The organism is Bradyrhizobium sp. HKCCYLS3070, from assembly GCF_051167575.1.
In the GTDB taxonomy this organism is placed as follows: domain Bacteria; phylum Pseudomonadota; class Alphaproteobacteria; order Rhizobiales; family Xanthobacteraceae; genus Bradyrhizobium.
Genome location: NZ_JBNPTI010000001.1, coordinates 1,627,282 through 1,653,851 on the forward strand (window position 1 = coordinate 1,627,282; position 26,570 = coordinate 1,653,851).

Below are 26,570 nucleotides of genomic sequence, written 5' to 3' on the forward strand. Positions count from 1 at the left end.
GGAGAGCGGCCGATGAGCCATCATCCCGATGCCGCGGGTTTTCGCGCAGCCGCGTCGCGGTTCTCCACCGGCGTGACCGTCGTCACCAGCAACGATGGCGACGGCGCGCCGGTCGGCATGACCGCCAACAGTTTCACCACGGTCTCGACGCAGCCGCCGACGGTGCTGGTCTCGCTCAAGCGCGGCCGCACCTGGCAGGCGGTGAGCGCGTCCGGCCGCTATGCGGTGAATGTGCTCGCGGCCGATGATGTCGCGATCGGCCGGCATTTCGCCGGCGCGACCCTCGCACAGGGCGCGCCTGCCTTGGAGGCGCGTGACGGCTTCTTCCTGCTGCCGGCGGCCATCGCGCAATTCGGCTGCGAGGTCGTGAGCACGGTCGAAATCGCCGACCACACGCTGTTCATCGGCGAGGTCCGCTGGTGCCGCCACCAGGACGGCCTGCCGCTGGCATTCTACGCCAGCCGGTTTCGCAATGGGCTGGGCGCGGAGATATTGCCAAGCGATGGGCTGGCGTATCCGGCGGAGGGGTGGACGATCTGATCGCGCGGGCGGCCAGTGTCCTTCAAGCCGCCGCTGCTTACCCTCATGGTGAGGAGGCGCGCAGCGCCGTCTCGAACCATGAGGCCGCAGCGTTGGCCTCGCCCTTCGAGACGCCCGCCCGCGGCGGGCTCCTCAGGGTGAGGAGCGAGAGGTTCTCTCTTCAACGAAAATCTGATGCGGTCCGCCGGGACGACTTAGTGAGCCAAACATCGTCACATTGAAGACTGCGGGTCCGGCACAGTCGTGAGGCTCAACCGCCGATCAGTCCGGGGTCGATGCCCCCCGTTGTGGCGGCTCCAGAATGACCGAAGCGCGGCCACGTGACGATCGAACCTAATTTTACGTCCCGTCCGGCGTCGTCGTCAAATGGATCGGCACTGCAGGTACGAGGCCTGAGGCTGATGATCCACAGCAGTTCCGCTCGTGCTGGACTAGCGACGCTCGTTCAGCATCGGGAAGCCGCGCTGATGCCGGACCGGATAGGCCGCCGGCGTGTCGCTCGCGGCGTCGAGCGTGGCCACCTGCTCCGCCGTCAGGCTCCAGCCGACCGCGCCGATATTCTCGATCAGCTGGCTCTCGTCGCGGGCGCCGACGATGATGGTCGCGACCGTCGGGCGCTGCAGCAGCCAGTTCAGCGCCACCCGTGGAATGTTGCGCCCGCCTGTGATTCCCACGCCATCCGCCTTGACCGGAGTGGTCGCGGCTTGATCTAACCGGGGCCGTTTCTCCTTCCCCCCGGGAACCTCAAGCCAATGCGTATCGCAACTTGGAACGTCAATTCGGTCCGGCAGCGGATCGATCACCTCCTGACCTGGCTCAAGGAATGCTCCCCGGACATCGTCTGCCTGCAGGAGATCAAATGCACGGACGACGCATTCCCAAGGCTGGAGATCGAGGCGCTCGGCTACAACGTGGTGACGCACGGCCAGAAGACCTTCAACGGCGTCGCGCTGTTGTCGAAGCTGCCGTTCGACGAAACCAAGTCCGGGCTCGACGGCGATGCCGAGGACGTGCATGCGCGGTTCCTCGAGGGCGTGGTCAGCCTCAAGAGCGGGGTGGTGCGCATCGCCTGCCTCTACCTGCCCAACGGCAACCCGCCGAACACGGAAAAATATCCCTACAAGCTCAAATGGATGTCGCGGCTTCGTGACTACGCGCGTGAGCGGCTGAAGACCGAGGAGCCGCTGATCCTCGCAGGTGACTTCAACGTGATCCCCGCCGCCACCGACGTCTCCAACCCCGAGGCCTGGGTCGACGACGCGCTGTTCCGCCCGGAGACGCGCGAGAGCTTCCAGTCGCTGCTCGGCCTCGGGCTCACCGACGCGCTGCGCGCCGTCACCGATGCGCCGGGGCAGTACACGTTCTGGGACTATCAGGCCGGCGCCTGGCAGAAAAACATGGGGATCCGGATCGATCACCTGCTGTTGTCGCCGCAGGCCAGCGACCGGCTGGTCGAGGTCGGCATCGACAGCTATGTCAGGGCCTGGGAGAAGCCGTCGGATCACGTGCCGGTGTGGGCCGATTTCGATCTCGAGACGGCGTAACTCGAGAACGGTCCATGACGATCTACACACGGCGGCAATTGTTTCCGCTCGCAATCGTGCCGCTGCTGGCGGCGAAGCCGGTGCTTGCCGCCGACCTGCAGGCCACCATCGCCGGCATCGAAGTCGACAGCGGCGGGCGACTCGGCGTGGCGCTGCTGAACACCGCGAGCGGGGCGCTCAGCGGCCATCGGCTCGACGAGCGTTTCCCGATGTGCAGCACCTTCAAGGCGCTGCTGGCGGGCGCGATCCTCACCAAGGTCGATGCCGGCACCGAGCAGCTCTCGCGCCGCATTCCCATCGCGCAAGGAGACATCCTGTCCTACGCGCCGGTCACCAAGGCCTATGTGGGGACGTCGGGCCTGTCGGTCGGCGAATTGTGCGAGGCGACCGTGACGCTCAGCGACAACACGGCGGCGAATCTGCTGCTGGCGAGCCTCGGCGGCCCCGCCGGCCTGACCCGCGCCATCCGCGGCTTCGGCGACGCCATCACCCGGCTCGACCGCATCGAGCCTGCGCTCAATGAAAGCGTGCCCGGCGATCCCAGGGACACCACGACGCCCGCGGCGATGGCGCAGACCTTGGCGAAGCTGACGACCGGCACGGTGCTGTCGGCGGCATCGCGCGACATCCTGAATGGCTGGCTGATCGCCTGCAAGACCGGTGGCGCCAAGCTGCGCGCCGGCCTGCCCGGCGAATGGCGCATCGGCGACAAGACCGGCGCGGGCGAGCGCGGCAGCAGCAACGATGTCGCCGTGATCTGGCCGACAGGGCGCGTGCCGGTCGTCGTGAGCAGCTATCTCACCGAGACCAAGGCCAGCGACGACAAGCGCAACGCAGTTCACGCAGCGGTCGGCCGAGCCGTCGCCGGCGCGCTCGGGGCCTGAGCCTCGCGATAGATCGCGGCGATCGCGTCGAATCCGGTGCGCAGCTGGCGCATCTGGCGGCCCGCGAGGCGCACGCCGAGACCGGCGCTCTCCGGCAGCAGGCTTGCCGCGGCGTAGAGGCCGTCGATGCGGGACAGCGCATCGGCGAGACGCTGGCGGAGCGCGGTGAGATCGTTCGTCAGCGGCAGCATCAGCACGGCCGAGCCGAATGCGCGATGACCGTTGAAGACGGCGACATCAGGATCGCGCAGCTGCATGCGGTCGATGAGGAGCGGCGCCTCGCCCGTCCGGCGCACGACGAGCGCGGAGTCGAGCTCGCGGAACAAGCGCCCCTGCCCGTCCGGATCATGCATCGTGAAGGCGTCGGTCATGAGGGCCAAAGCATCGGCGGCGCAGTGCAGTTCGAGCACCTGGCATAAGGCAGCCCCGGGAAACAGAATACGCGGCTCCGGCCGATAATCGAGCCTGGCGCCGGTCTCGACCCGGAGCAGCACCTGCTCCATGGCACGTGCGCCCGGCTCGGCGCGATGGACTGAGGTGGCCCCCTGCGTGGTCACGCAAACGGCTGCACCCGCATGGAGCGTGAAGCGCTGCATCAACCGGTCCTCGCCATGCACCGCGCCACTGCCGGTCTGCAGGATCACGCCGAGCAGGTCCGGCCGCGCAGCATCGGTGTGGAAGCTGCGTGTCAGCACGAACGGCCACGCGAACAGCCGGCGGTCGATCACGGTGCGGCCGCCGCGCCGGACGAAGGAAAGATCGAGCCTCGGCTCTGGCGCGAGATCGCTCACGTGCGGAACAACACCTCGCGCTCGAGCAGATCGACGATCGCATCAATACCCTCGCCGCGTCGGCAGTTGGTCAAGAGCACCGGACGGCCGCCGCGCACCTCGGCCGCTTCGCGCTGCATGCGATCGAGATCGACGCCGACATGCGGGGCGAGATCGACCTTGTTGATGACGAGCAGATCGGCGCGGATCACGCCGGGGCCGCGCTTGCGCGGGATGTCGTCGCCGCCGGCGACGTCGATCACGAACATCCAGAAATCGGTGAGGTCGCGCGAGAAGGTCGAGGCGAGATTGTCGCCGCCGCTCTCCAGCAGGATCAGCTCAACGCCGGGAAAGCGCCGCTCCAATTCGTCGGCGGCCTCGATGTTGAGCGTCGGGTCCTCGCGGATCACGGTGTGCGGACAGGCGCCGGCTTCGACCGCCGACACGCGCGCCGGGTCGATCAATCCCGAGCGGCGGACGCGCTCGGCATCCTCGGCGGTGACGAGATCGTTGGTGATGACCGCGATGTCGATGCCGCGCGCCTGCAGCGCCGGGATCAGGCGCTCGACCAGAGCGGTCTTGCCGGAGCCGACCGGACCGCCGATGCCGACGCGCGCGGCGGTCATCGGCGCATCGGTGCGGGTGAGAGCGAGACGGCTCATCGCAGCATGAACCTCCTCGCGAGCGGCACGGTCGTCGCAGGCGGGCACATCAGCAGCTTGCCGTCGGCACGGACCTCGAAGGTCTGCGGATCGACCTCGACATGCGGCATCGCCGCGTTGCGGACCATGTCGGTCTTGCGCAGCCGGCGCACGTTCTTGATCTGCACGGTCTCACGGCCGAGCCCAAGCTTGGCGCGGATGCCGACGTCGACCGCGAGCTTCGACATGAAGTTGACGCCGAGCCGCTGTGGCGCTGCGCCGAGCGCACCCCACATCCGCTTCTGGATCATCGGCTCGGAGAGACCCAGACTGCCATTGCCGTCGCCCATCGCGGCCCACACCGGGAAGCCGTTCTTGATCACCATGTAGGGCTTGAGGCCGAACGAGGCGCGCGGCCACAGCACGAGATCGGCCATCTTACCGACCTCGATGGAACCGACGACATGATCGATGCCGACGGCGATGGCGGGATTGATCGTGAGCTTGGCGACGTAGCGCTTGATGCGCTCATTGTCGGCGCGCGCGGTGGTCTCCTCGGGCAGCCGACCGATGCGGTCCTTCATCACGCTGGCGAGCTGCCAGCATTTGGCGACGTTCTCGGCGAGACGTCCCATGCCTTGCGTGTCCGTGCCGAAGATCGAGATCGCGCCCATGTCGTGCAGGAAATCCTCGGCCGCCATCGACTGCGCCCGCACCCGCGCCTCGCCGAACATGACGTCTTCGGGCGCGTTGTAGTTGAGCTGATGACAGATCATCGTCATCGGCACGCCCTCCTCCATGCCGTAGGAGGTGTAGGGATTGGTCGGATTGGTGGAGGACGGGATCACGTTCGGCCAGGACACTACTTTGAGCAGGTCGGGTGCATGGCCGCCTCCGGCGCCCTCGACGTGATACATGTGGATGGTGCGGCCGTCGACCGCCGCCATCGTGTCCTCGCAGAAGCCGTATTCGTTGATCGAGTCGGTGTGCAGATGCACGGCGAAGTCGTTGCGGTCGGCGGCGATCAGGCTCTTGTCGATGACGTCGGGCGCGGCGCCAAAGTCCTCGTGGATCTTGACCGACATGCCGCCGGCCGCAACCGCCTCCTCGACAGCTTCGGGATCGGAGCCGCCGCGGCCGAACAGCGCGTAGTTCAGCGGCGAGAACTCGATCGATTTCAGGAAGTGCCCGAAATTCGGCCCCGAGCCGGAGCCGACATCGAACACCGGCCCGGAGCCGTTGCCGATCATCGTCGTGGTGCCGCCGGCCAGCGCATGGTCCGACTGTTCCGGCGAGATCAGATGCGCGTGGCTTTCGATCGCGCCGGCGGTGACGATGAACGGGCCGCCGGCGATCGGCGCGGTGGTGTGGCCGACCACCATATCCGGATGCACGTCCGGCATCACGTCGGGATTGCCGGCCTTGCCGATGCCGACGATACGCCCGTCGCGGATGCCGATGTCGGCCTTCACGATGCCGGCGACGGCGTCGACGATGGTCGCGTTCTTGACGACGACGTCGAGGATCTTGTGGGACGACGTGCGGTGGCCGGCGATGGCCTCGCCGTCGCGCAGGTTCTTGCCGGCGCCGACCAGGAGCTCATGGCCGTAGGTCGTGTAGTCGTGCTCGATCTCGGCGAGCAGGCTGGTGTCGGCGAGCCGGATGAGATCGCCCTTGGTGGGGCCATACAGCTCGGCATAGGCGCGGCGGGTCAGCGTGGCCATGAGTTCAAGCTCCCAGATAGCCGCGCGACTGCGCGAGTTTCAGCCCGGTCTCGCGCGCGCCGGCCGCGTCGAGCGGGCCGTTGACGAGTCCGGCCTGGCCGCGCACGATGCGGTCGCCGGTGATCGGCACGAGGCGTACCGATTTGGTGACGCCCGGCTCGAAGCGGACGCCGAGTCCCGCCGGACGATCAATCTTCATGCCCCAGGCGGCGGCACGATCGAACAACAGTGCGCGGTTGACCTCGAAGAAATGGGTGTGGCTGCGCACCTGGATGTCCCGGTCGCCGGTGTTGACGACGTCGAGCGTGACCGCCGGCAGCTCAGTGAACATCGCGATGTCGTCGCCGCCCGCAATGATTTCGCCGGGCACGAACTCGTCACCCGCAGTGCCGTCGGCCGGCTGGATCGGCTCGAACAGCGCCATTACCTTGGTGCCCTCGGCAAACATCAGCTCGACATAGAGCATCGGGATCATCTGGGCGACGCCGGGCTCGACGTCGTCGGTGGTGAGCAGCCGTCCCGCCATGTCGCGGATCTCGGCATAGGGCAGATTGCGGCGTGCCGCGGTCATCACTTCGTCGGTGATGTAGGCCACCGCCTCCGGATGGCTGAGCCTGATGCCGAGCAAGCGGTTGCGCCGCGCCATCTGCGCGGCGTTGAAGATCACGAGACGATCCATCTCGGTCGGCGACAGGTTCATCATGGCGCGGCACCTCTGGTCAGGTCGTGAACATGCGCACGTGCCGCAGCGGACCGCGCGACACGGCGATGTCGATGAAGGGCGTGAAGCTCGACGGCATGGCGTCGTCGTCGGGTGTGTCGTTGAGCAGATCGCCGAGCCGTGCGCGGGCAAGCACGAGGCTGCGCTGCGACTCGATGTGGCCGATCAGGCCGAGCCGCACGGCAGCGCTGACGAGGCCGGTGACGAGGGTCCAACCGGAGACCAGTTCGGCCGCGTCGAGGCCAAGGCCGGCATCGCGGCCGGTGATGGCTTGTACCACCGGCAGATGTCCGAGCCGCGCATCGGTTGAAACGCGGGCACGGTACGCCTGAGACAACGGACCGGCGAGCTTGACCCAGACGCCGAGCAGCGCCCTGCCCGCGCGCCGCGATCCCTCGCGCATCTCGGCCGACGGTGTGGTTGCCTCGGCGAGGCGATCCACGGCGGCGATCGCGGCAATGTCGTCGGCGTGCCAGGCGCGGCGGAGCAGGATGCGATCCATGCTGGCCCAGCGCTGCGCGAGGTGATCGGCAATAACGCCGTCGAGGTCGGCGCGACCGGACAGCAGGCCGTCGGCCGCGAGGCCTTCGATGCCCCAGGAGAACGCAAAGCCGCCGGCGGGAAAGGCACTGTCGCCGAGCTGCAGCAGCGCGAGCGCCTCGCCGCGGTCAAACATGATCGCGCTCCACGACCTCGCCGGCATCGAGCAGCGGCTGGATGCGGGCGCGATAGGTGTCGAGCGGGGCATCGAGCAGCACGATCAGATGATCGTCTTCGAAGCGGACGCGCCAGTGCAGGTTGCCGGCGTGCCAGCCGAGCTTCAGCGCACAGGCCGGATCTCGCGCGCGCAGGCGCCAGACCTGCTCCTCCCCGAAGCGGGCGATGATCGCGCGATCGGAATCGAGATGCAGCAGCGCGCCATCGACGAGCTGTTCGTCGCGATCGAGGCTGACGGCGCAGTCGGTGCCGCGATCGGTGGTCAGCCGGAAGCGCCTGCGGCCGGCGTCCTCCGGCGGCACGAACAACAGCTCGATGCCGCCGCGATGCTCCAGCGCGTGGAGTTTTCCGGCATAAGCCCTGTCGTCGGCGCGTCCTATGATGCCGTGCAAACGGAGCATCGGCGTGATTTCCTCTCGTTGACGTCATCACTGTCATTCCGGGGCAGCCCGCCAGGGCTGAACCCGGAATCTCGAGATCCTCAGGTGCGCAATTGCGCACCATAGTTCGATGCTGTCGCATCGCCCCGGAATGACTGTGGAGACGGTTGGTACCTCCCAGCGCACTACCGCAGCGTCGCCGACACCTCCTGCGACGTCACGAGAATGACCTCGCCGTCGAGGATCGGCTTGGCGACGCCGAAGAATGTCGCCACCGCGGCGGAGCCGTTGTGGCGGTCCATCGCGGCCTTGTCGGCGAAGCGCTCGTAGGTCGTGAACAGACCGGGCTCGGTCTCACTCTGCGAGATGAAGAACCCGATCGTCTCCGGCTCGTTGGCCGCGACATGGGCCGCGACGGCGACGAGAGCGTCGCGCATCGTGGCCTCGTGTCCCGCCTTGGCCCTGATGACCGCGGTGATGGTGATCATCAGAAGGTCTTCCAGTCGCCGTCGGCCTCGAACGCCGCCGCCGCCTGGTAGATGGTGGATTCGGCGTAGTCCTTGCCGATCAGCATCAGGCCGACCGGCAGGCCGTCCGAGAGGCCGCACGGCAGGGTCATCGCCGGATGACCTGTCACGTCGAACGGGCTGGTCGTCGCGGTCATCTCGAAGGCGCGCTGCACCACCTCGGCGAGCGGCGCATCCTTGGCCGGGATCGGCGTGGCGACGCACGGCAGGGTCGGCATCAGCAGCAGGTCGTAGGAGCCGAACATGGCGTCATAGGCCGCCTTGGCCTGGAGCGCGATGTTGCGCGACTTGGCGTAGTAGCGGCCGCGATAGTGCTCGAGGCCCCACTGGCCGACCAGCATCGTCAGCTTCAACGTCACCGACAGATCGTCGGCGCGCGTGCGCCAGCCGGAATGCGCATCGAGCAGACCGACATCGTAAAGGCCCTTCCAGTTGAACCCCATGCCGTTGCCGAGCATCATCTGCACGAGGAAGCCTTCGAGCGTGATCGGATTCCACGCCGCCAGCGCATGCATGTGCTCGGGGATCGAGACTTCCGACATGCTCGCGCCCATCTTGGCGAAGCGCTCCGCGCCAGCCTTGACCTTGGCGACCACGCCCTCTTCCATGTTGGGCGCGCTGAAGCCTTCCTTGAGCACGCCGATCTTGAGACCCTTGACGCCCTTGCCGAGCGCCTCGGTGTAGGCCGAGACCTTCGGCGCATATTGCCGGGGATCGAGACCGTCGGCGCCGGCCAGCACTTCGAGCAGCAGCGCATTGTCGGCGACCGACTTGGTCATCGGCCCGGTGTGGTCGATCGTCGATTCGATCGGCATCACGCCGGTGTAGGGCACGAGGCCGTGGGTCGCCTTCATGCCGTAGATGCCGCAATAGGACGCAGGGATGCGGATCGAGCCGCCCTGGTCGCCGCCGATCGCCATGTCGACCTCGCCGGCCGCCACCAGCGCGGCGCTGCCCGACGACGAGCCGCCGGCCGAATAGCCCATCTTCCAGGGATTGTGCACCGGCGCGGGATCGGAGGTGTGGCTGCCGCCGGACAGGCAGAAGTGCTCGCACACCGCCTTGCCGACGATGGTGCCGCCGGCATCGAGGATGCGCGAGACGATGGTGGCGTCGGCGGCGGGAATGAAACCTTCGAGCGTGGTCGAGCCGTTCATCATGGGAACGCCGGCGAGCGCGACGTTGTCCTTCAGCACGACGCTACGGCCGGCGAGCTTGCCGCCCGCTGCGCCCTTGACCTCGGTCTTGATCGCCCAGGCGTTGTACTTGTTCTCCTTCGGCATCGGCTTGGCGCCCGGCGTGCGCGGATATTTGACCGGCGGCAGCGGGTTCGGCAGCTCGTCAATGATATCGTACTGGTCGAACATGCCGCCCATCAGCGACAAATATTCGGCGGCCTCCTCGACCGTCATGTTCATGTGCAGGCTGGCGGCGAGATCGGCGACTTCCTCGGCATTCGGGCGTTTGATGGACATGAGTCATCCTTTCTTGTGAGGACAAGCTGGGCAGAGACAGCAGATTGTCAGTTCAATGGGCCGGCGCAGCTGCGCCGGTACGGGCTCTAGCTCGGGACCATCTGACCTTCCCGGGCCAGGAGAGTCTCACGGTCGAGTTCCTCGGTGATACGCCCCTTCTGGATGTGCAGGATGCGGTCCGATAACGACGTGATGAATTCGAGGTTCTGCTCGACCACGATCAAAGACATCTTCCAGCGCGACTTCAACGCCAGCAGCGTCTCGATGATCTCCTCGATGATCGACGGCTGGATGCCTTCGGTCGGTTCGTCCAACAGGATCAGCTTCGGCTTGGTGCACAGGCAGCGTGCCAGCGCCAGCAATTGCTGCTCGCCGCCGGACAGCGCGCCGCCGCGGCGGTCGAGCAGGCGGACCAGCCGCGGAAAATCCTGCAGCACGGCATCGATGACGCTACGGTCCTCCTTGGGAGCCGCGGCGAGCCCCATGCGCAGATTTTCCATGACCGAAAGGTCCGGAAAGATCTCCCGGCCCTGCGGCACCAGACCGATGCCGAGCCGCGAGCGCTCGTGCGGCTTGAGATGCGTGATGGCTCGGCCTGCGAACACCACCGAGCCGTCGGTGGTTGGCAGATGCCCCATCAGCGTGCGCAACGCCGTGGTCTTGCCCATGCCGTTATGGCCGAGGATGCCGAGATATTCGCCGTCGGCGACCGTCAGGTCCACGCCGAACAGGATCGGGATCCGGCCATAGCCGGACTTGAGCCCGTTGACTTCGAGAAGCGCACTCATGCCGCCACCTTCTTGCCGAGATAGACGTCGCGGACGCGCTGGTCGGCGAGCACCTTGTCCACGGTGTCCTCGACCAGCACGCGGCCCTGGTGGAACACGGTCACGCGCTTGGCGATCTGCTTGATGAACTCCATGTCGTGCTCGATGACCACGATCGCACGGGTCTGGTTGATCTCGCGGATGATCGCAGCGGTGTGGAAGGTCTCCTCGTCGGTCATCCCCGCGGCGGGCTCGTCGAGCAGGATCAGCTCGGGCTCGGCGGCCAGCACCATGCCGATCTCGACCCATTGGCGCTGGCCGTGCGACAGCGTCGCGACGATGCTGTCGGCGTAGTCGGTCAGCCGGATCATCTCGAGCACGGCATTGACCGCCGGGCCCTGCTGGCGCGGGGTCGCCTTGCGGCGCACCGCCATCCAGATGTTCTCGCGCACCGAGAGGCCGTTGAATACGTTCGGGACCTGGGTCTTGATGCCGATGCCCATGCGCGCGATCTCGTGCGACAGCTTGCCCGCGATCGGCATGCCGCGGAACGCGATGCTGCCCGACGTTGGCACCAGTTGTCCCGTCAGCGTCTTGAAGAACGTGCTCTTGCCGGCGCCGTTCGGGCCGATCAGGCAGCGCAACTCCATCTCCTGCAGGGTGAAGGTGATGTCGTCATTGGCGACGACGCCGCCGAAGCGCATCGTCAGGTGCTCGGCCTTGAGCAGAGGAACGAGGTCTGCCATGTCATTCGGCTCCTGCAGGATGCGGCGCCGCAGCGGATTGCACCGGTGGACCATTGGCTTTCGGCTTGGAGGCCGGCATCAGCCGCATCACGAGATCGCGGGCGGTCGGCACCATGCCCTTCGGCAGCAGCAGCACGAAGATCACCAGCACGCCGCCGAGCACGAGGTTGGAGTTCAACAGCTGCTGCGAGCCGATATAGGCGACGATGTATTCGATGACGACGCAGCCGATGATCGGCCCCAACAAGGTGCCGAGCCCGCCGACCGTGATCCAGATGATGATCTCCGCCGACAGCGAAAGGCTGAAGATGGTCGGGCTGACGAAGGCGCCCCAGTTGACGTAGAGCGCGCCGGCAAGCCCGGCGATCGCACCGCCGAGAATAAAGGTCAGGCACTTCACCAGCCGCGGGTCGTAGCCGAGCAGCGAGGCCCGCACCTCGTTCTCGCGCACCGCGACGATGATGCGCCCGGCCGGCAACGCCAGCAGCAGACGCAGCAGCAGGAACACGCCGAGCAGCACATAGGCCGTGGTCCACCACGACTGCTCGGGCGACAGCACGGTCGAGGGATCGAACGGCATGTTGAAGGTCGGCACCGCCGGCATGCCGTTGAAGCCGCCGAGCAGCGCCTTGCCGATCTTGTACGCATCGCCCGAGGTCGAGTTGACCGAGTTGAACAGGATCAGGGTCACCGTGAGCGTGATGACGCCGAGATAGACGTCGGAGATGCGGCCGAAGAAGATGAAATAGCCGAGGATCGCCGCGAACGTCGCCGGGACCGCGATGGCCACCAGGATCGCAGGCGTCGAGTCCTGGAAATTGATGGCCGCGATCGCATAGGCATAGCCGCCGAGCCCGAAGAACGCGGTCTGTCCGAACGACAGGATGCCGCCGAAGCCCCAGATGAAGGCGAGGCTGAGCGCCAGCACCGCCATTGCAGCGAACAGCGTCAGCTGCATCAGCGCGAACAGCTCGATCACGCTCGGCACGATCGCAATCGCTGCGATGGCAAGGACGATCGCGCCCACCTGGCCGGAAAGACGGAGGTGCTTGTCCATCACAGGTTCCCCTTGAAGAAGCGCCCGGAGATGCCCTGCGGCAGCAAGCGGATCAGCACGATCGCGGTGGTGAAGACGATCACCTCGCCATAGACCGGCGTGGTGAAATAGGCGCCGATCTGGTTGACCGAGCCGAACAGGCTCGCGGCCGAGAGCGTGCCGGAGAGGATCGCGGCGCCGCCGCCGACCACGGTCATGAACGCCTTGGCGACATAGGCGCCGCCCATCACGGGGGTGATGCCGGACACCGGCGCCAGCAGGCCGCCGGCGAGGCCGGTCACGGCCGCACCGAGCGCGAAGGTGCTCATGTAGACCCGGGCCGGGTTGACGCCGAGCGTCGCCGCCATCGCCGGATTCTGCATCGTGGCGCGGGCGACCAGGCCGAAACGGGTGTAGCGCATCACGCCGTAGATGATCGCCATCATGACGGCCGCCATCAAGGCAAGGAACAGCGTGTAGTAGCTCGACTGATACGAGCCAATCGAAAAGCCGCCGAGCGGCGTCGGCACGCCCTGCTGGGTGTTGCCATAGATCGTCGTGATGATCCCGATGATCAGGAGGCTGAGGCCCCAGGTCGCGAGCATCGAATCGACGAGACGGCCATAGAGGAAGCGGATCAGGCAGCGCTCGATGACAAGGCCCACGATGCCGACGAACAGCGGCGCGATGATCAGCATCGCGATCCAGATGTTCACACCGGCATTGGCGGAAATGACGGTCGCATAGGCGCCGAGCATGATGAATTCGCCATGGGCGAGATTGATGATCTTCATCATGCCGAAGATGATCGCCAGTCCCAGGCAGAGCAGGAACAGCGACGAGATTCCATTGAGGACGTCGAGCGCGAGGATGACGTAGATCGCCATGCGTCAGGTCTTTCAGGGCAGTCCAGGGACACCGGGCCCCGCCGGATGGCGGGACCCGGCAGGCGTCAGAGATTGATGATGTACTGCTTGGTGTCGGTGGGGTTCTTGACGAGGTCGCAGACACTCGCGGTGTCCGCCGGCTTGGCGTCGGTGTAGGTCTCCAGCACCGACCATTTGCGGTCCTTCACCTCGGCAAGGAACGCGTTGCGAACCGTGTGATGGGTCGGCTTGTCCAGCGAGACCTTGCCGCTGGGGCCGTCGAAGACGAGGCCGCTTTCGAGCGCCTCGATCACCTTCATGCGGTCGATGCTGCCGGCCTTCTTGACGCCCTCGGCCCACAGCATCACGCCTTCATAGGTGCACGAGGCGAGCTCGCTGATGTAAGGCGAATCCGGATGCGCCTTCTTGATCTTCTCGACGAAGCTCTTGGAGGCCGGCGTGGTCAGCTCCTCGAAATAGCCGTAGGCGCCAATGACCCCATCGCTTTCCGCCGCGTCCAGCGTCGAGGGCTCGTTGACGAGCCCAAAGGTGGTCGAGGCGATCGGGATCTTCGATTTCATGCCGGCGGCAGTCCACTGCCGGTAGAACGCGGTGTGGTTGCCGCCGACCAGCGCCGACAGGATGAGGTCGGGCTTGGCCGCCTGGATCTTCGAGATGGTCGAGCCGAAATTGGTGACGTCGAGCGGGAAGAAGTCGGTCGAGAGAATCTCGCCGCCATTGTCCTTGCAGTACTTGGTCATCCACTTCGCGGTGATCTGACCGTAATTGTAGTCGGCCGCGATGATGTAGGCCTTCTTGCCCGACTTCTTCATCGCGCTCGGCACAAGCTTCTCGACCGTCTGCGCCGGCGTGGTGCCGGTGCAGAAGGTGTTGCGGTCGCAGACGCCGCCTTCGTACAGCGTGTTGTAGAAGTACAGCACCTTGAAGCGGTCGAAGGTCGGCCGGATCGCCTCGCGCGAGGCCGAGGTGATGCCGCCATGGACGACGTCGACCTTGTCCTTCACCGCCAGCTGCTGGGCATATTGCGAGTACAGCTGGATGTTGGACTGGGTGTCGTAGTGGATCACCTTCAAGGGACGGCCGAGCAGGCCGCCGGCGGCATTGATCTCATCGACGGCAAGCTGCAGCGCGTAGACCATCGGCGTGCCGGAGGTGCCGATCGGGCCCGACTGGTCGTGCAGGCTGCCGACCGTGATCGGGTTCTCGGCCGCGAGCGCGCCTGAGCGGAACACCGCAGGTGCCGCGATCAAGGTCGACGTCGCGATGGCCGAGCGTTGCAGAAAACGACGGCGGGAAAAAATCATCAGGGGTCCCCATCGGTTGGTGATGCTGTTGCACAAGTCGCGCAAAGTTTAAAATTACAATATTTGAAAAGGCAAGTGTTTTTTGGGGCGCACCTTGCGCGTCAGCGCGAGGCGACGACCGCGAAGTCGTAGCCGTCCAGCTCGGCGAGGTGGATCGGGTGCCGGCCGCCAACCACCGGCTGTGCCTCCGTGCCGCGCGCGGTGCGCCGCTGCAGCGTGCGCCCGAAGAAGCGCCTGAGAACGCGCGCATCGAAGCTCTCGGCGCGCTCGATCAGCGCGGCGAGCGCGTGAATGCCCTCGTAGCAGGACTCGCCATAGCCGTTCGCGGGCGGCGGGTTGTCGCCGAACGCCGTGTAGTAACGCTCCAGGAAGGCGCCGTTGTTGCGCGAGCGCAGCGATGCAAAGTAGCTGGAGGCGACGAACACGTTCTCGGTCTCGCTGCTGTCGAGTCCATAGACGATGGTCTCGTCGAAGGCCGAGGAGAAGCGCAGAACGTGGCGGCTGAGCCCGGCGGCGCAGAAGGCGCGGCTGAACACGATGCAGTCGAAGCCGAGAAAGACCGGGAGAACGACGTCGCTGCGCGTGGTCTTGATACGATCGAGCATCTCGTCGAAATCATGCACGCCGACCGGCACGTAGTGCTCTCCGGTGACGACGCCGCCGTATCGCGCGATCAGGCGCTTGGCGATGTCGAGCGAGGAACGCGGCCAGATGTAGTCGTTGCCGCACAGGAAGAAGCGCCGGGCGCGCTTGCACTCCGAGAGCCATTGGATCGCGGGTGCCAGCAATTCGCCGGCGGTCTCGCCCGTGGTCATCACATCGCTGTTCGCCGGCAGGCCCTCGAACTGGGGCGTGTAGACGAACGGCACGCGGCCGCGCGCGGCTTGCGCGACAGGATCGCGCGCGTAGCTCGGCAGCATGCCGACGAGGCCGTCGACGGCGAACTCGTCGACCGCTTCGACCGCGGCCCGACCCGCGCTGGCGGCGGTTGCGCCGGCGTCGATGACGATCAGCTCGACCTGTCGGCGGCGGATGCCGGCGGCCTGGTTCAGCTCGGTCACGGCCAGCCGCCCACAGGCTTCCGCGGAGGGTGCCCACAACCCCGCCGAGCCGCGCTGAGGAATGATCAGGCCGATCCGAACGCTGTGCAAACGTGCCGCCTCTGCTGTTGCCGAGGATTTGCACTCACGAATCGTGCCAAGCGCGTTTTGGCGTCATCGCGGTCGTTCGTGTACCAAAGTTCGCCGATTTTGGTTCTGGAACCTGACGCTGGTCAGAACATCGGCGCGCCGACGCCTATTCGTTAGGCATCCGCTGCCATGGCCTCGATGTGTCGTCGCGACCCGCGACTCACCGCGCGGGACCGAGGGTTTTGCGCATCGGATAGGAGACCGCGGTGCCGAACTTGCCGGCGGGCACGCCGACATCGGCGTAGCCGCGGGCGAGATAGAATCGATGCGCGGTCTCGGTGCTCAACAAGGCGATCTCCCTTGCACCAAGCGCGAGCGCCCGCCGCTCCAGCTCGGCCACAAGCGCCGAGCTGATGCCGCGAAACCGGGCTCGCGGCGACACGTAGTTGACCGTGATCTCGCCGGGATGGGCGAGCCCGCCGACCGCGAGAATCGCACCATCCTCGACCGCGACCAGCAGTGAGCGCCCCTGCCCGTCCGCCCACTGCGCCACGTTCTGGGGTGTCTTGTTGGCCAGCCAGCGCGCCAGGATCTGCGGGTCGCCGCGGTGGTCGTCCCTGCACAATTCGGAAATCGAGGCCCGCAACACGGCGCAGGCCGCCTCGGCATCGTCAGCCGTCGCATCGCGGATGATCATCGCAGCCCCTCGCTCGAACGGAGGGAACGCGATGCATTCCGCTCCTGCTACTCGCGCTTGCCCTGCACCCAGCTCTCGAGCATCTGCAGCGCCGAGGCGCGGTCATCGTCCGAGGCCTTGGCGAAGGCGCGGTTGTAGCTCTCCTTGATCCAGGCTTCGTCCGGACCGGCGCTGTCGCGCGCCAGCGTGAGCCACATCAGTCCGCGCGCCGGCTGGCGCGGCAGCCGGTCGCCGTTGAACAGCATCTGACCAAGCAGCGCCTGGGCCTGGTGCTGGCCCTTCTGCGCGGCGAGGCCGAGCCAGCGCGCACCATAACGGAAGTCGTCGCGCGAGGCATCCGCGGTCTTCAGGTACATCCGCGCCAGGTCGTACTGGGCGTCCGCATTGCCGAAGTAGGACGCCGCATAGGAGAACATCTCCCGCGCGCGATCCGGATCGGCCTTGACCTTCGTGTTGGGGATGCCGCTCAGGTAATAGCGGCCGAGCGCGACGAAGGCATTGGCGACGATCTGCGCCTGCGGCGCCGACGGGCTGTCCTCCGCATGCGCATTGGCGATGCGGCTGAAATAGTCGAAGGCGCGCATGTCGTCGCGCGCAACGCCATCGCCCGCCGCATACATGCGGCCGAGCTTGAACTGCGCAATCGGGTGGCCTTCCTCCGCCGCGTATTGCAGCGCCGTCAGGGACTGCGTGGGTGAGGTCGAGGACGTCGTCGCGGGCAGCGCCTTGCGCAGCGCGCCGGCGCCAGCCTGCTGTCCAGCCACGGGGATCGCCGGCTCCTGGTTGACCGGAGCGCCATCGAACGCGAACGATGGCGTCGGCAACGCGAGCGGGGCAACCCCCAGCATCAATGCGAAAAGGATCCGATCAGATGTCCGCATAGCAATACTTCTCTTGCGCACCACCTGGATGGGTCACGGCGCCCGCCACGGCCGGCCCCACCTGCTGGGCATATTTCCAAAGTGCACCTGACGTGTGATGCGTCTCACGCGGCGTCCACTTGGTCTTGCGTGTCGCCAGCTCGGCATCGCTCAACTTCACGTTAAGGATGCCCGCCTCGGCGTCGATCTCGATGATGTCGCCATCCTCGACCAGCGCGATCGGTCCGCCGACCGCCGCCTCCGGTCCGATATGGCCGATGCAGAAGCCCCGGGTCGCGCCCGAGAACCGGCCGTCGGTGATCAGCGCGATCTTGCCGCCCATGCCCTGCCCGGTCAGCGCCGCCGTGGTCTGCAGCATTTCCCGCATGCCCGGACCGCCGCGCGGCCCCTCGTAGCGAATGACGATCACGTCGCCTTCGCGATAGGTGCGCTTCTGGACGGCGTCAAAGGCGTCCTCTTCCCGATCGAAGCAGCGGGCCGGCCCAGAGAATTTCAAGTTCGACATGCCCGCGACTTTCACGATCGCGCCCTCTGGCGCGAGATTGCCTTTCAGACCGACGACACCCCCGGTTGCAGTGATCGGCTTGTCAGCCGGCATCACCACGTCCTGGTGCGGATTCCACTTCACGCCTTTGAGGTTTTCGGCGATCGTCCGGCCGGTGACTGTGAGGCAGTCGCCGTTCAAATAGCCATGGTCGAGCAACGTCTTCATCAAGAGCGGAATGCCACCAGCCTCGAACATGTCTTTGGCGACATAGCGGCCACCCGGCTTCAAATCCGCGATATAAGGTGTCTTTTTGAAGATTTCGGCGACGTCGAATAAGTCGAACTTGATGCCGGCCTCGTGCGCAATCGCAGGTAGATGCAGCGCAGCATTGGTCGACCCGCCGGACGCCGCCACAACCGCAGCGGCATTCTCCAGGGATTTTCGCGTGACGATGTCGCGCGGGCGGATATTGGCGGCAATCAGCTCCATGACCTGTTCGCCGGCGGTCATGCAGAAGGCATCGCGGATTTCGTAAGGCGCCGGGGCCCCGGCCGAATAAGGCAGCGCCAGCCCGATCGCTTCGGACACCGTCGCCATCGTGTTGGCCGTGAATTGGGCGCCGCAGGCGCCAGCCGATGGGCAGGCGACGCGCTCGAGCTCGTCGAGGTCGTCGTCCGACATCGCACCCACCGAATGCTTGCCGACAGCCTCGAACATGTCCTGCACGGTGACCTGCTGGCCGCGGAAATTGCCGGGCAGGATCGAGCCGCCATAGATGAAGATCGAGGGCACGTTGAGCCGGACCATCGCCATCATCATGCCCGGCAGCGACTTGTCGCAGCCGGCGAGGCCGACGAGCGCATCGTAGGAATGGCCGCGAATCGTCAGCTCCACCGAATCGGCGATCGCCTCGCGCGACGGCAGCGACGAGCGCATGCCGTCATGGCCCATCGCGATGCCGTCGGTCACGGTGATGGTGCAGAATTCGCGCGGCGTGCCGCCGGCGTGGGCGACGCCCTTCTTCACCGCCTGGGCCTGCCGCATCAGCGCGATGTTGCAGGGCGCAGCCTCGTTCCAGCACGAGGCGACGCCGACGAAGGGCTGATGGATCTGCGCCGTGGTGAGGCCCATGGCGTAGAGGTAGGACCGATGCGGCGCACGCTCGGGCCCTTCCGTCACATGACGGCTGGGCAGCCTGCGCTTGATGTCGGTCTTCGCGTCCATCGCTGTTTTGGCCTCCCGGTGCTGCGGAGAACGCTCAAAATCCGGCAAGTGGATTTTCGGCAGCCTCACACGCACTGGTTATGTTCTGATCAAAGTATTTCACGACCAGGTGTGGCTAAAAAGCGGCGCGTTTGCGGAGCGCCGGAGATTGTTACCAAAACTTCGTAAACTGTGGCGACGTCGCAACATTCGTGGCCGATGCGCAACCATGTGCGATTGGGCGTGGCAGGGTGAGCCTACTCCGGCACCACCCCAGCGGCGCGGATCATCGGCCACCATTTGCGGATCTCGGCGCGCTGCAAGGTTCCAAGCGCGGCGGGGCTGCGCTGGTCGGCCGTCGGCATCTGCAACCCCAGGTTTTTCAATTGATTTTTCACATCCGGCTCGTCCAGCGCGGCCACCGCCGCCGCATTGAGGGTGTCGACGATCTCCTTGCTGGCGCCCTTCGGCAGCCAGAGGCCCGACCACAGGGTCATGTGGAAGCCCGGCAGGCCGGCCTCGTCGGTGGTCGGAATCTCCGGCGCGGACTCGAGCCGCTTGGCGTCGGTGACGGCGTAGGCGCGGATCGTCCCGGCACGAACCTGGTTGATGGCGTTGGAGGTCTGGTCGACGATCAGATCGATCTGGCCGGCGACCAGATCGTTCATCGCCGGTCCCGTGCCGCGATACGGCACATATTGCAGCCTGAGGCCGGTGATCTGCTCGAAATAGAGCCCCGCGATGTGGCTGCCGGAGCCATTGCCCGCGGTGCCGGCCGACACGGGATTCGGCTGCGACTTCACCCAGGCGAGAAACTCCGGCAGCGACTTCGCCGGGATGTTGTTCCTGCTGACGATGATCATCGGATTGCTCGGCAGCAGCACCACCGGCTCGAGATCGGCTTCGAGGTCATAGCCGAGCCGGTAGACGGCGCCGTTGGCGACATGGGTGCCGAGATGGCCGAAGCTCACGGTGTAGCCGTCGGGCTTCGAGCGGACGGCACGGCCCACGCCGATCGAACCGCCCGCCCCTGTCACGTTCTCGATCAGAACGGGCTGGCCGAGCGTCTGTCTCATGTGCTCGGCGAGGATGCGCATCATCGCATCCGATGGGCCGCCGGCAGCGAATGGCACGATCACGGTGATCGCGCGCGAGGGATAATTGTCGGCGCGCGCCGGCTGCATCAGCGCAAGACACACCAACAGCACGGCGCAAAGAGCTCGTCGCATCACGTCCTCCCTTGTGTCGCACGCACCGGCGGCAGACGCGAATGCGTCTGCGCCGGAGCATGTGCCCGAGGCCGCGGTGCTGGTTGTTAGTTAGAACTGCCCGAAGTCGATCGGCTGGTGACGATCGAGCGTGCGGGTGACCGGCGGCAGCGGATATTTAAGTCCTGTCGCGCAATTGAACAGCATGACGCGATCGTTTTTCGTTACGCGCCCGTCGGCCAGGCTCTGCTTGTAGGCGGCATAGGTCGCCGCGCCTTCCGGGCACAACAGCAGCCCCTCCTCGCGCGCGACCTCGCTGAGCGCAGATGAAATCTTCTCATCATCGACCGCGATGGCGAAACCTTTGCTCTCGCGCACCGCGCGCAGGATGAGAAAATCACCCACCGCTTGAGGCACGCGGATGCCGGACGCGATGGTGTGGGCGTCTTCCCACCGGGTCGCATGCTCGACGCCCTGCTCGAAGGCCCGCACCATCGGCGCGCAGCCCGACGCCTGCACCGCGACCATGCGCGGACGCTTGGAACCGATGAAGCCGATCTTCTCCAGTTCGTCGAACGCCTTCCACATGCCGATCAGGCCGGTGCCGCCGCCGGTCGGATAGAAGATCACGTCGGGCACGTCCCAGCCGAGCTGCTCGGCAAGCTCCAGGCCCATCGTCTTCTTGCCCTCGATGCGATACGGCTCCTTCAGCGTCGAGGTATCGAACCAGCCGACCTTGGCCTTGCCCTCGCCGACGATCTTGCCGCAATCGTCGATCAGTCCGTTGACGCGGTAGACGGTCGCGCCCTGCAGCTCGATCTCGCTGACGTTCACCTCCGGCGTATCGGCCGGACAGAAGATCGTGGTCTTGATGCCGCAGGAGGTCGCATAGGCCGCGAGCGCAGCACCGGCATTGCCGTTGGTCGGCATCGCCATGTGCTTGATGCCGAGCGCCTTGCCCATCGACACTGCCATCACGAGGCCGCGCGCCTTGAACGAGCCGGTCGGCAGCCGGCCCTCATCCTTGACGATGATCTCGCCGCCGCCGAGCTTCTTCGACAGCTTGGGCAGGCTGATCAGCGGTGTCATGACCTCGCCGAGGCTGACGATGTCCCGGCATTTGCGCACCGGCAGCAGCTCGCGATAGCGCCACATGTCGGCCGGACGCTGCGCCAGCGCGTCCTTCGTGAGCGCCCGCTTCACGCCCGCGAGATCGTAGCGCACCAAGAGCGGCTTGCCGGCCTTGGAGAGGTTGTGGACCTGATCCGCCGGATAGTGATCGCCTTCCATCGCGCATTCGAGATGGGTGACGAAGGTCGGACGTTCGATGGTGAGATTGTCGCTGGATTTCACGGCAGTGACTTTCTGGCTGCTGTCGTCATTGCCGGGCTTGACCCGGCAATCCATCCGCTTCGCAGAGTTTCCCGAAGCGCGATGGATGCGCGGGTCAAGCCCGCGCATGACGAGCGGGGACGGAGCTACATGTTCAGCACGCGGCCGTAGGCGTCGAGCACGGCTTCCTTCATCATCTCCGACAGGGTCGGATGCGGGAAGACCGTGTGCATCAGCTCTTCCTCTGTCGTCTCGAGGTTCATCGCCACGACATAGCCCTGGATCAGCTCGGTGACCTCGGCGCCGACCATGTGGGCGCCGATCAGTTGTCCGGTCTTCTTGTCGAAGATCACCTTGACCAGGCCCTGGTCCTCGCCGAGCGCAATTGCCTTGCCGTTGCCGACGAAGGGGAAGCGGCCGACTCTGACGTCGCGGCCCTGCTCCTTGGCCTTGGCCTCGGTGAGGCCGACGGAGGCGACCTGCGGATGGCAATAGGTGCAGCCCGGAATGAGGTTCTTGTCCATCGGGTGCGGATGCAGGCCCTTGATGGCCTCGACGCAGACCACGCCCTCATGCTCGGCCTTGTGCGCGAGCATCGGGGGACCGGCGACGTCGCCGATCGCGTAGACGCCGGGGACGTTGGTCTTGCCGTAGCCGTCGATGACGATGCAGCCGCGATCGGTCTTCACCCCGAGCTTCTCGAGGCCAAGATTCTCGATGTTGCCGACAACGCCGACCGCCGAGATCACGCGATCGAACTCGACCGACTCGGTCTTGCCCTTGCCGTCGTCGATCGTCGCCACCACGCTGTCGCTCTTCTTGTCGAGCTTGGTGACCTTGGCGCCGGTCATGATCTTGAGGCCCTGCTTCTCCAGCTGCTTGCGCGCGAGGCCGGCGATCTCGGCGTCCTCGACGGGCAGGATCTGCGGCAGCACCTCGACCACGGTGACGTCAGAGCCCATGGTGCGGAAGAACGAGGCGAATTCGATGCCGATCGCGCCAGAGCCGACCACCAACAGCGACTTCGGCATCTTGTCAGGAACCATCGCCTCGAAATAGGTCCAGACCAGCTTCTTGTCCGGCTCGAGCCCCGGCAGCACGCGCGGCCGCGCGCCGGTGGCAACGATGATGTGCTTCGCCTGATAGGTCCCCTCGCCCAGCGCGCCCTTGGGCGCCTCGACGTCGGATTTGGTCACCGTGATCTTGCCGGGCGCGTCGATCGCAGCCTTGCCCCAGATCACCTGGACCTTGTTCTTCTTCATCAGGAAGCCGACGCCGTCATTGAGGCGCTTCGAGACGCCGCGCGAGCGCTGCACAACCGCCTTCGGATCGTAGGAGATCTTCTCCGCCGACAGGCCATAGTCCTTAGCATGCTGCATGTAGTGATAGATCTCGGCCGAGCGCAGGAGCGCCTTGGTCGGGATGCAGCCCCAGTTCAGGCAGATGCCGCCGAGATAGGACTTCTCGATGATCGCGGTCTTGAAGCCGAGCTGGGCGGCGCGGATCGCGGCGACGTAGCCGCCCGGGCCGGACCCGATGATGATGATGTCGAAGGATGTGTCGGCCATGACGGCTCCCATTCAACTTAAGCAGTCGGAAATCAGACGGTGGGGCTGCGGACGGAGCGTCGCCAGATCATGGCTCGCATGACGGCTTCCAGGAGCATCAGCAGGGTGCAGATAGCGAATCCGGCGAGCGCGATCGGCGCCCAGATGCCGCGCGACAGCGCCTCGCCGGAGAAGAAGGCAGAATAGATGACGTCGATCCCGAGCGGATTGGCAAACAGCGCGGCGCTCACCAGCGCCGTGATCCAGGGCCACCGCGTTCTGATGCGCATGCGTCGGCCCCGTTTGCCATCCCGCTCCGGAAAGCAAGATCACACCATCATCATCACGGGATTCTCGATCAGCTGCTTGAAGGCGCCGATCAGCTCGGCGCCGAGCGCGCCGTCGATCGCGCGGTGATCGCACGACAGCGTCACGCTCATCATGCTCGCGATCTCGATCTTGCCGTTGCGCACGACGGGGCGTTCTTCCGAGGTGCCAACCGCGAGGATCGTGGCATGCGGTGGATTGATCACGGCGGTGAAGTGGTTGATGCCGTACATGCCGAGGTTGGAGACGGCCGTGGTGCCGCCCTGATATTCCTCCGGCTTCAGCTTGCGCGAGCGGGCGCGCGCGGCAAAGTCCTTCATCTCGCTGGAGATCGCCGACAGCGTCTTGGTCTCGGCCTTGCGGATGATCGGCGTGATCAGTCCTCCGGGCATTGCGACGGCGACACCGACATCGGAATGCTTGTGCTTGACCATGCCGCCTTCGGTCCAGCTCACGTTGCAGTTCGGGATCTTCTGCAGCGCCACCGCCATCGCCTTGATGACGAAATCGTTCACCGAGAGCTTGTAGAGCGGCTTCTTCTCCTTGTCCTTTGGAGCTGCCGCATTGATCTCCTCGCGCGCGGCGAGCAGCTTGCCGATGTCGCAGTCGATCGTCAGGTAGAAGTGCGGGACGTTCTGCACCGACGCCGTGAGGCGCTGCGCGATGGTGCGGCGCATGCCGTCGTGCGGGATGACCTCGTAGGAGCCGGGCTCGAACAGCGCCAGGATCTGCTTGTCCGACATCGACGGCGCCAGCGCGGGCGCGCCTGTCGCGGCAGGTGCCGCCGACGGCGCGGCCTTCAGGCCCTTGCCGGACTTGGCGTCCTCGACGTCGCGCGCAACGACGCGGCCGTGCGGGCCGGTGCCGGTGATGCGGCCGAGATCGATGCCGGCATCCTTGGCGAGACGTCGCGCCAATGGCGACGAGAAGATGCGCGCATGACCGTTGACCTGAGGGGCCGCCGCAGGCGCGGCTGGCGCAGGAGCCGTAGCCGACTTCGGCGCGGGCGCCGCGGCCGGTGCAGCCGTCGCAGCGGGAGCCGCCGATGCGATGGGCTTGGCCTCGGGCTTGGGAGCTGCCGCAGCCGGTGCGCTGCCGGCGGCCTTGACGTCCTCGCCCTCGCCGGCGAGCACCGCGATCACGTCGTTCACGGGCACGTCCTGCGTGCCTTCCGGCACCAGGATCTTGGCGAGGGTGCCTTCGTCGACCGCCTCGACTTCCATCGTGGCCTTGTCGGTCTCGATCTCGGCGATGACCTCGCCTGACTTGACCTGGTCGCCTTCCTTCTTGAGCCAACGGGCGAGGTTGCCCTTCTCCATCGTCGGCGACAGCGCGGGCATGAGAATGTTGATCGGCATGATCAGTGACCTTGTTTCGACCTGGGGCTGGTGGTGCCTGTATCGGTCGGCCGAGCCAGCTCGGCTTCGAACATCTCGACGATGCGCTGCAGCGCCTCGTCTTCGGAATAATCGCTCTCGCGCGCATAGGCGCGCGCAGCATGACGGGCGACGTCGACCAGGAGCAGCCCCCACACGTCGGGCTCCTCGAACGCGCGCTGGAAGGCGATCGAGAGCCCGCCATCGAGCACGAAGGCGCGCAACACTTCGGTGGCGTCCTCGCGGCCGATTACATCGGGCGGCAGCGGCTGCTCCTTGGGTCCGGCCATCTGGGCGTCCTCGACGGCTTACCGGTAGCAGACGGATTTGGCGGCCTGAACGACCTCCGCGGCCGAGGGCAGCGCGAGCTTCTCGAGATTCGCCGCATACGGCATCGGCACGTCCTTGCCGGACACGCGCGCGACTGGGGCATCGAGATAGTCGAAGGCGTGCTCCATGATGCGCGCGGCGATCTCGGCGCCGACGCCGCTCTGCTGCCAGCCCTCCTCCACCGTCACCGCGCGGCCGGTCTTCTTGACCGAGGCGACGATGGTCTCGGTGTCCATCGGACGCAGCGTGCGCAGGTCGATCACCTCGGCCTCGATGCCCTCCTTGGCAAGCTCATCGGCGGCCTTGAGCGCGTAGGTCATGCCGTTCGACCACGAGATGATGGTGACGTCCTTGCCGCTGCGGGCGATGCGCGCCTTGCCGATCGGGATCACATAGTCGTCGAGCTTCGGCACTTCACCGGAGTGGCCGTAGAGCACCTCGTTCTCGAGAAAGATCACCGGGTTCGGATCGCGGATCGCGGCCTTCAGCAGGCCCTTGGCGTCCGCCGCGGAGTACGGCGCGATCACCTTGAGGCCGGGAACGTGAGAGTACCAAGACGCGTAGTCCTGGCTGTGCTGCGCGGCAACGCGGGCGGCGGCGCCGTTCGGACCACGGAACACGATCGAGCAGCCCATCTGGCCACCCGACATGTACAAGGTCTTGGCTGCGGAGTTGATGATCTGGTCCATCGCCTGCATGGCGAAGTTGAAGGTCATGAACTCGACGATCGGCTTCAGGCCGGCCATCGCCGCACCGACGCCGATGCCGGCGAAGCCGTGCTCGGTGATCGGCGTGTCCATCACGCGGCGGGCGCCGAACTCCTGCAGCAGGCCCTGGGTGACCTTGTAGGCGCCCTGATATTCGGCGACCTCCTCGCCCATGATGAAGACGTCGCCGTCTCGGCGCATCTCCTCGGCCATGGCGTCGCGCAGCGCCTCGCGGATGGTTTGCGTCACCATCTCGGTGCCCGCTGGCACCTCGGGATCGGGCTCGGCCACGCTCTGCGGCGCAGCCACGCCGGTCGGCGCAGGCGATGCCGACACCGAAGCAGCCGGCTCGGCCGGCGGCGCCGACTGCGCGGCTTTCATCTCGGCAGCGGGTGCCGCCTTGCCGAGATCGGCCACGCTCTCGCCATCCGCGAGGATGGTCGCAATCGGCGTATTGACCGCGACGTCGGCGGTGCCTTCGGGGATCAGGATCTTGCCGAGCGTGCCCTCGTCGGTCGCCTCGACCTCCATCGTGGCCTTGTCGGTCTCGATCTCGGCGATCACGTCACCCGACTTGATCGCCTCACCTTCCTTCTTCAGCCATTTGGCGAGATTGCCCTTTTCCATCGTGGGCGACAGCGCAGGCATCAAAACTTGAATAGGCATATCAGCTCCAGAGAAA

27 protein-coding genes and 1 pseudogene are annotated in these 26,570 nt (G+C 66.0%); 3 read left to right on the forward strand and 25 right to left on the reverse strand.

All coding sequences use genetic code 11. The features are described from left to right. The first annotated feature begins 12 nt into the window (after positions 1-12). A complete protein-coding gene (locus ACQR03_RS07545) occupies positions 13-540 on the forward strand; it encodes a flavin reductase family protein (protein WP_316188272.1) in 528 nt (175 codons plus the stop codon). 431 nt (positions 541-971) lie between these two features. On the opposite strand, the pseudogene ACQR03_RS07550 reads toward ACQR03_RS07545, so the two are convergent. Continuing rightward, positions 972-1,220, reverse strand: a pseudogene (locus ACQR03_RS07550) (aldo/keto reductase); the annotation flags it as partial. 72 nt (positions 1,221-1,292) lie between these two features. On the opposite strand from ACQR03_RS07550, the gene xth reads away from it, so the two are divergent. Further along, positions 1,293-2,084: an exodeoxyribonuclease III gene (gene xth / locus ACQR03_RS07555; RefSeq protein WP_434841164.1), complete on the forward strand. Its 792-nt coding sequence runs from the start codon at positions 1,293-1,295 to the stop codon at positions 2,082-2,084. A 14-nt stretch (positions 2,085-2,098) separates the two neighbouring features. Continuing rightward, on the forward strand, positions 2,099-2,968 hold the full coding sequence (gene bla / locus ACQR03_RS07560) for a class A beta-lactamase (protein WP_434841165.1): 870 nt from the start codon (positions 2,099-2,101) through the stop codon (positions 2,966-2,968). On the opposite strand, the gene ACQR03_RS07565 is transcribed toward bla, so the two are convergent. The 24 genes from ACQR03_RS07565 to ACQR03_RS07680 form a co-directional block, all read right to left on the reverse strand. Beyond that, positions 2,923-3,759, reverse strand: a complete 837-nt coding sequence (locus ACQR03_RS07565; protein ID WP_434841166.1) for an urease accessory protein UreD — start codon at positions 3,757-3,759, stop codon at positions 2,923-2,925. The genes bla and ACQR03_RS07565 overlap by 46 nt on opposite strands. Next, positions 3,756-4,400 carry an urease accessory protein UreG gene (gene ureG / locus ACQR03_RS07570; RefSeq protein WP_316194217.1) on the reverse strand — a complete coding sequence of 215 codons (645 nt, stop codon included), beginning with the start codon at positions 4,398-4,400 and terminating at the stop codon, positions 3,756-3,758. Before ureG ends, ACQR03_RS07565 begins: the two co-directional genes overlap by 4 nt. Beyond that, complete coding sequence (gene ureC / locus ACQR03_RS07575; RefSeq protein WP_316172803.1) at positions 4,397-6,103, reverse strand: urease subunit alpha; 1,707 nt, start codon at positions 6,101-6,103, stop codon at positions 4,397-4,399. The genes ureG and ureC overlap by 4 nt, the downstream gene beginning before the upstream one ends. 4 nt (positions 6,104-6,107) lie before the next feature. Beyond that, positions 6,108-6,806 carry an urease subunit beta gene (gene ureB / locus ACQR03_RS07580; RefSeq protein WP_315711684.1) on the reverse strand — a complete coding sequence of 233 codons (699 nt, stop codon included), beginning with the start codon at positions 6,804-6,806 and terminating at the stop codon, positions 6,108-6,110. Positions 6,807-6,822: 16 nt separating this feature from the next. Continuing rightward, complete coding sequence (locus tag ACQR03_RS07585) at positions 6,823-7,500, reverse strand: urease accessory protein UreF (RefSeq protein ID WP_316158526.1); 678 nt, start codon at positions 7,498-7,500, stop codon at positions 6,823-6,825. After that, on the reverse strand, positions 7,493-7,942 hold the full coding sequence (gene ureE / locus ACQR03_RS07590) for an urease accessory protein UreE (RefSeq protein WP_316172806.1): 450 nt from the start codon (positions 7,940-7,942) through the stop codon (positions 7,493-7,495). Before ureE ends, ACQR03_RS07585 begins: the two co-directional genes overlap by 8 nt. A gap of 164 nt (positions 7,943-8,106) precedes the next feature. After that, on the reverse strand, positions 8,107-8,409 hold the full coding sequence (locus ACQR03_RS07595; RefSeq protein WP_316170158.1) for a putative quinol monooxygenase: 303 nt from the start codon (positions 8,407-8,409) through the stop codon (positions 8,107-8,109). After that, positions 8,409-9,923, reverse strand: coding sequence for an amidase (locus ACQR03_RS07600; RefSeq protein ID WP_434841167.1), 1,515 nt, complete (start codon positions 9,921-9,923; stop codon positions 8,409-8,411). The genes ACQR03_RS07595 and ACQR03_RS07600 overlap by 1 nt, the downstream gene beginning before the upstream one ends. 86 nt (positions 9,924-10,009) lie before the next feature. Next, the gene (locus ACQR03_RS07605) at positions 10,010-10,711 is read right to left on the reverse strand and encodes an ABC transporter ATP-binding protein (RefSeq protein ID WP_315827507.1); all 702 of its coding nucleotides are present in this window, start codon (positions 10,709-10,711) and stop codon (positions 10,010-10,012) included. Further along, positions 10,708-11,436, reverse strand: coding sequence for an ATP-binding cassette domain-containing protein (locus ACQR03_RS07610; protein WP_434841168.1), 729 nt, complete (start codon positions 11,434-11,436; stop codon positions 10,708-10,710). The genes ACQR03_RS07605 and ACQR03_RS07610 overlap by 4 nt, the downstream gene beginning before the upstream one ends. 1 nt (position 11,437) lies before the next feature. After that, on the reverse strand, positions 11,438-12,493 hold the full coding sequence (locus tag ACQR03_RS07615; protein ID WP_316192986.1) for a branched-chain amino acid ABC transporter permease: 1,056 nt from the start codon (positions 12,491-12,493) through the stop codon (positions 11,438-11,440). Beyond that, positions 12,493-13,359, reverse strand: a complete 867-nt coding sequence (locus tag ACQR03_RS07620; RefSeq protein ID WP_315711674.1) for a branched-chain amino acid ABC transporter permease — start codon at positions 13,357-13,359, stop codon at positions 12,493-12,495. Before ACQR03_RS07620 ends, ACQR03_RS07615 begins: the two co-directional genes overlap by 1 nt. 65 nt (positions 13,360-13,424) lie before the next feature. Further along, the gene (locus tag ACQR03_RS07625; protein WP_316170155.1) at positions 13,425-14,663 is read right to left on the reverse strand and encodes an urea ABC transporter substrate-binding protein; all 1,239 of its coding nucleotides are present in this window, start codon (positions 14,661-14,663) and stop codon (positions 13,425-13,427) included. Between the two features lie 101 nt (positions 14,664-14,764). Next, positions 14,765-15,814, reverse strand: coding sequence for a substrate-binding domain-containing protein (locus tag ACQR03_RS07630; protein ID WP_316194220.1), 1,050 nt, complete (start codon positions 15,812-15,814; stop codon positions 14,765-14,767). Between the two features lie 199 nt (positions 15,815-16,013). Beyond that, positions 16,014-16,490, reverse strand: coding sequence for a GNAT family N-acetyltransferase (locus ACQR03_RS07635; RefSeq protein WP_316202400.1), 477 nt, complete (start codon positions 16,488-16,490; stop codon positions 16,014-16,016). A gap of 47 nt (positions 16,491-16,537) precedes the next feature. Then, positions 16,538-17,254: a tetratricopeptide repeat protein gene (locus ACQR03_RS07640; RefSeq protein WP_409977886.1), complete on the reverse strand. Its 717-nt coding sequence runs from the start codon at positions 17,252-17,254 to the stop codon at positions 16,538-16,540. 103 nt (positions 17,255-17,357) lie between these two features. Further along, a complete protein-coding gene (ilvD, locus tag ACQR03_RS07645; protein ID WP_315827502.1) occupies positions 17,358-19,082 on the reverse strand; it encodes a dihydroxy-acid dehydratase in 1,725 nt (574 codons plus the stop codon). A 236-nt stretch (positions 19,083-19,318) separates the two neighbouring features. Continuing rightward, entirely contained in the window at positions 19,319-20,290 is a 972-nt protein-coding gene (locus ACQR03_RS07650) for a tripartite tricarboxylate transporter substrate binding protein BugD (protein WP_315827501.1), read from the reverse strand. Positions 20,291-20,380: 90 nt separating this feature from the next. Then, positions 20,381-21,622: a threonine synthase gene (locus ACQR03_RS07655; RefSeq protein WP_316170326.1), complete on the reverse strand. Its 1,242-nt coding sequence runs from the start codon at positions 21,620-21,622 to the stop codon at positions 20,381-20,383. 125 nt (positions 21,623-21,747) lie between these two features. After that, positions 21,748-23,169: a dihydrolipoyl dehydrogenase gene (gene lpdA / locus ACQR03_RS07660; protein WP_315827499.1), complete on the reverse strand. Its 1,422-nt coding sequence runs from the start codon at positions 23,167-23,169 to the stop codon at positions 21,748-21,750. A gap of 32 nt (positions 23,170-23,201) precedes the next feature. Beyond that, on the reverse strand, positions 23,202-23,438 hold the full coding sequence (locus tag ACQR03_RS07665) for a hypothetical protein (protein ID WP_315827498.1): 237 nt from the start codon (positions 23,436-23,438) through the stop codon (positions 23,202-23,204). A gap of 39 nt (positions 23,439-23,477) precedes the next feature. Beyond that, on the reverse strand, positions 23,478-24,833 hold the full coding sequence (locus ACQR03_RS07670; protein WP_315711661.1) for a pyruvate dehydrogenase complex dihydrolipoamide acetyltransferase: 1,356 nt from the start codon (positions 24,831-24,833) through the stop codon (positions 23,478-23,480). A 2-nt stretch (positions 24,834-24,835) separates the two neighbouring features. Then, the gene (locus ACQR03_RS07675) at positions 24,836-25,141 is read right to left on the reverse strand and encodes a DUF5076 domain-containing protein (RefSeq protein ID WP_015666657.1); all 306 of its coding nucleotides are present in this window, start codon (positions 25,139-25,141) and stop codon (positions 24,836-24,838) included. 18 nt (positions 25,142-25,159) lie between these two features. After that, positions 25,160-26,554, reverse strand: a complete 1,395-nt coding sequence (locus ACQR03_RS07680) for a pyruvate dehydrogenase complex E1 component subunit beta (protein WP_315827496.1) — start codon at positions 26,552-26,554, stop codon at positions 25,160-25,162. Positions 26,555-26,570: the final 16 nt, after the last annotated feature.

Excerpts from the sequence above, each read along its gene's own strand:
- ACQR03_RS07545 (WP_316188272.1), top strand. The coding sequence starts at position 13 with ATGAGCCATCATCCCGATGCCGCGGGTTTTCGCGCAGCCGCGTCGCGG.
- xth (WP_434841164.1), top strand. The coding sequence starts at position 1,293 with ATGCGTATCGCAACTTGGAACGTCAATTCGGTCCGGCAGCGGATCGAT.
- bla (WP_434841165.1), top strand. The coding sequence starts at position 2,099 with ATGACGATCTACACACGGCGGCAATTGTTTCCGCTCGCAATCGTGCCG.
- ureG (WP_316194217.1), bottom strand. The coding sequence starts at position 4,400 with ATGAGCCGTCTCGCTCTCACCCGCACCGATGCGCCGATGACCGCCGCG.
- ureC (WP_316172803.1), bottom strand. The coding sequence starts at position 6,103 with ATGGCCACGCTGACCCGCCGCGCCTATGCCGAGCTGTATGGCCCCACC.
- ureB (WP_315711684.1), bottom strand. The coding sequence starts at position 6,806 with ATGATGAACCTGTCGCCGACCGAGATGGATCGTCTCGTGATCTTCAAC.
- ACQR03_RS07585 (WP_316158526.1), bottom strand. The coding sequence starts at position 7,500 with ATGTTTGACCGCGGCGAGGCGCTCGCGCTGCTGCAGCTCGGCGACAGT.
- ureE (WP_316172806.1), bottom strand. The coding sequence starts at position 7,942 with ATGCTCCGTTTGCACGGCATCATAGGACGCGCCGACGACAGGGCTTAT.
- ACQR03_RS07595 (WP_316170158.1), bottom strand. The coding sequence starts at position 8,409 with ATGATCACCATCACCGCGGTCATCAGGGCCAAGGCGGGACACGAGGCC.
- ACQR03_RS07600 (WP_434841167.1), bottom strand. The coding sequence starts at position 9,923 with ATGTCCATCAAACGCCCGAATGCCGAGGAAGTCGCCGATCTCGCCGCC.
- ACQR03_RS07605 (WP_315827507.1), bottom strand. The coding sequence starts at position 10,711 with ATGAGTGCGCTTCTCGAAGTCAACGGGCTCAAGTCCGGCTATGGCCGG.
- ACQR03_RS07610 (WP_434841168.1), bottom strand. The coding sequence starts at position 11,436 with ATGGCAGACCTCGTTCCTCTGCTCAAGGCCGAGCACCTGACGATGCGC.
- ACQR03_RS07615 (WP_316192986.1), bottom strand. The coding sequence starts at position 12,493 with ATGGACAAGCACCTCCGTCTTTCCGGCCAGGTGGGCGCGATCGTCCTT.
- ACQR03_RS07620 (WP_315711674.1), bottom strand. The coding sequence starts at position 13,359 with ATGGCGATCTACGTCATCCTCGCGCTCGACGTCCTCAATGGAATCTCG.
- ACQR03_RS07625 (WP_316170155.1), bottom strand. The coding sequence starts at position 14,663 with ATGATTTTTTCCCGCCGTCGTTTTCTGCAACGCTCGGCCATCGCGACG.
- ACQR03_RS07635 (WP_316202400.1), bottom strand. The coding sequence starts at position 16,490 with ATGATCATCCGCGATGCGACGGCTGACGATGCCGAGGCGGCCTGCGCC.
- ilvD (WP_315827502.1), bottom strand. The coding sequence starts at position 19,082 with ATGGACGCGAAGACCGACATCAAGCGCAGGCTGCCCAGCCGTCATGTG.
- ACQR03_RS07650 (WP_315827501.1), bottom strand. The coding sequence starts at position 20,290 with ATGCGACGAGCTCTTTGCGCCGTGCTGTTGGTGTGTCTTGCGCTGATG.
- lpdA (WP_315827499.1), bottom strand. The coding sequence starts at position 23,169 with ATGGCCGACACATCCTTCGACATCATCATCATCGGGTCCGGCCCGGGC.
- ACQR03_RS07665 (WP_315827498.1), bottom strand. The coding sequence starts at position 23,438 with ATGCGCATCAGAACGCGGTGGCCCTGGATCACGGCGCTGGTGAGCGCC.
- ACQR03_RS07670 (WP_315711661.1), bottom strand. The coding sequence starts at position 24,833 with ATGCCGATCAACATTCTCATGCCCGCGCTGTCGCCGACGATGGAGAAG.
- ACQR03_RS07675 (WP_015666657.1), bottom strand. The coding sequence starts at position 25,141 with ATGGCCGGACCCAAGGAGCAGCCGCTGCCGCCCGATGTAATCGGCCGC.
- ACQR03_RS07680 (WP_315827496.1), bottom strand. The coding sequence starts at position 26,554 with ATGCCTATTCAAGTTTTGATGCCTGCGCTGTCGCCCACGATGGAAAAG.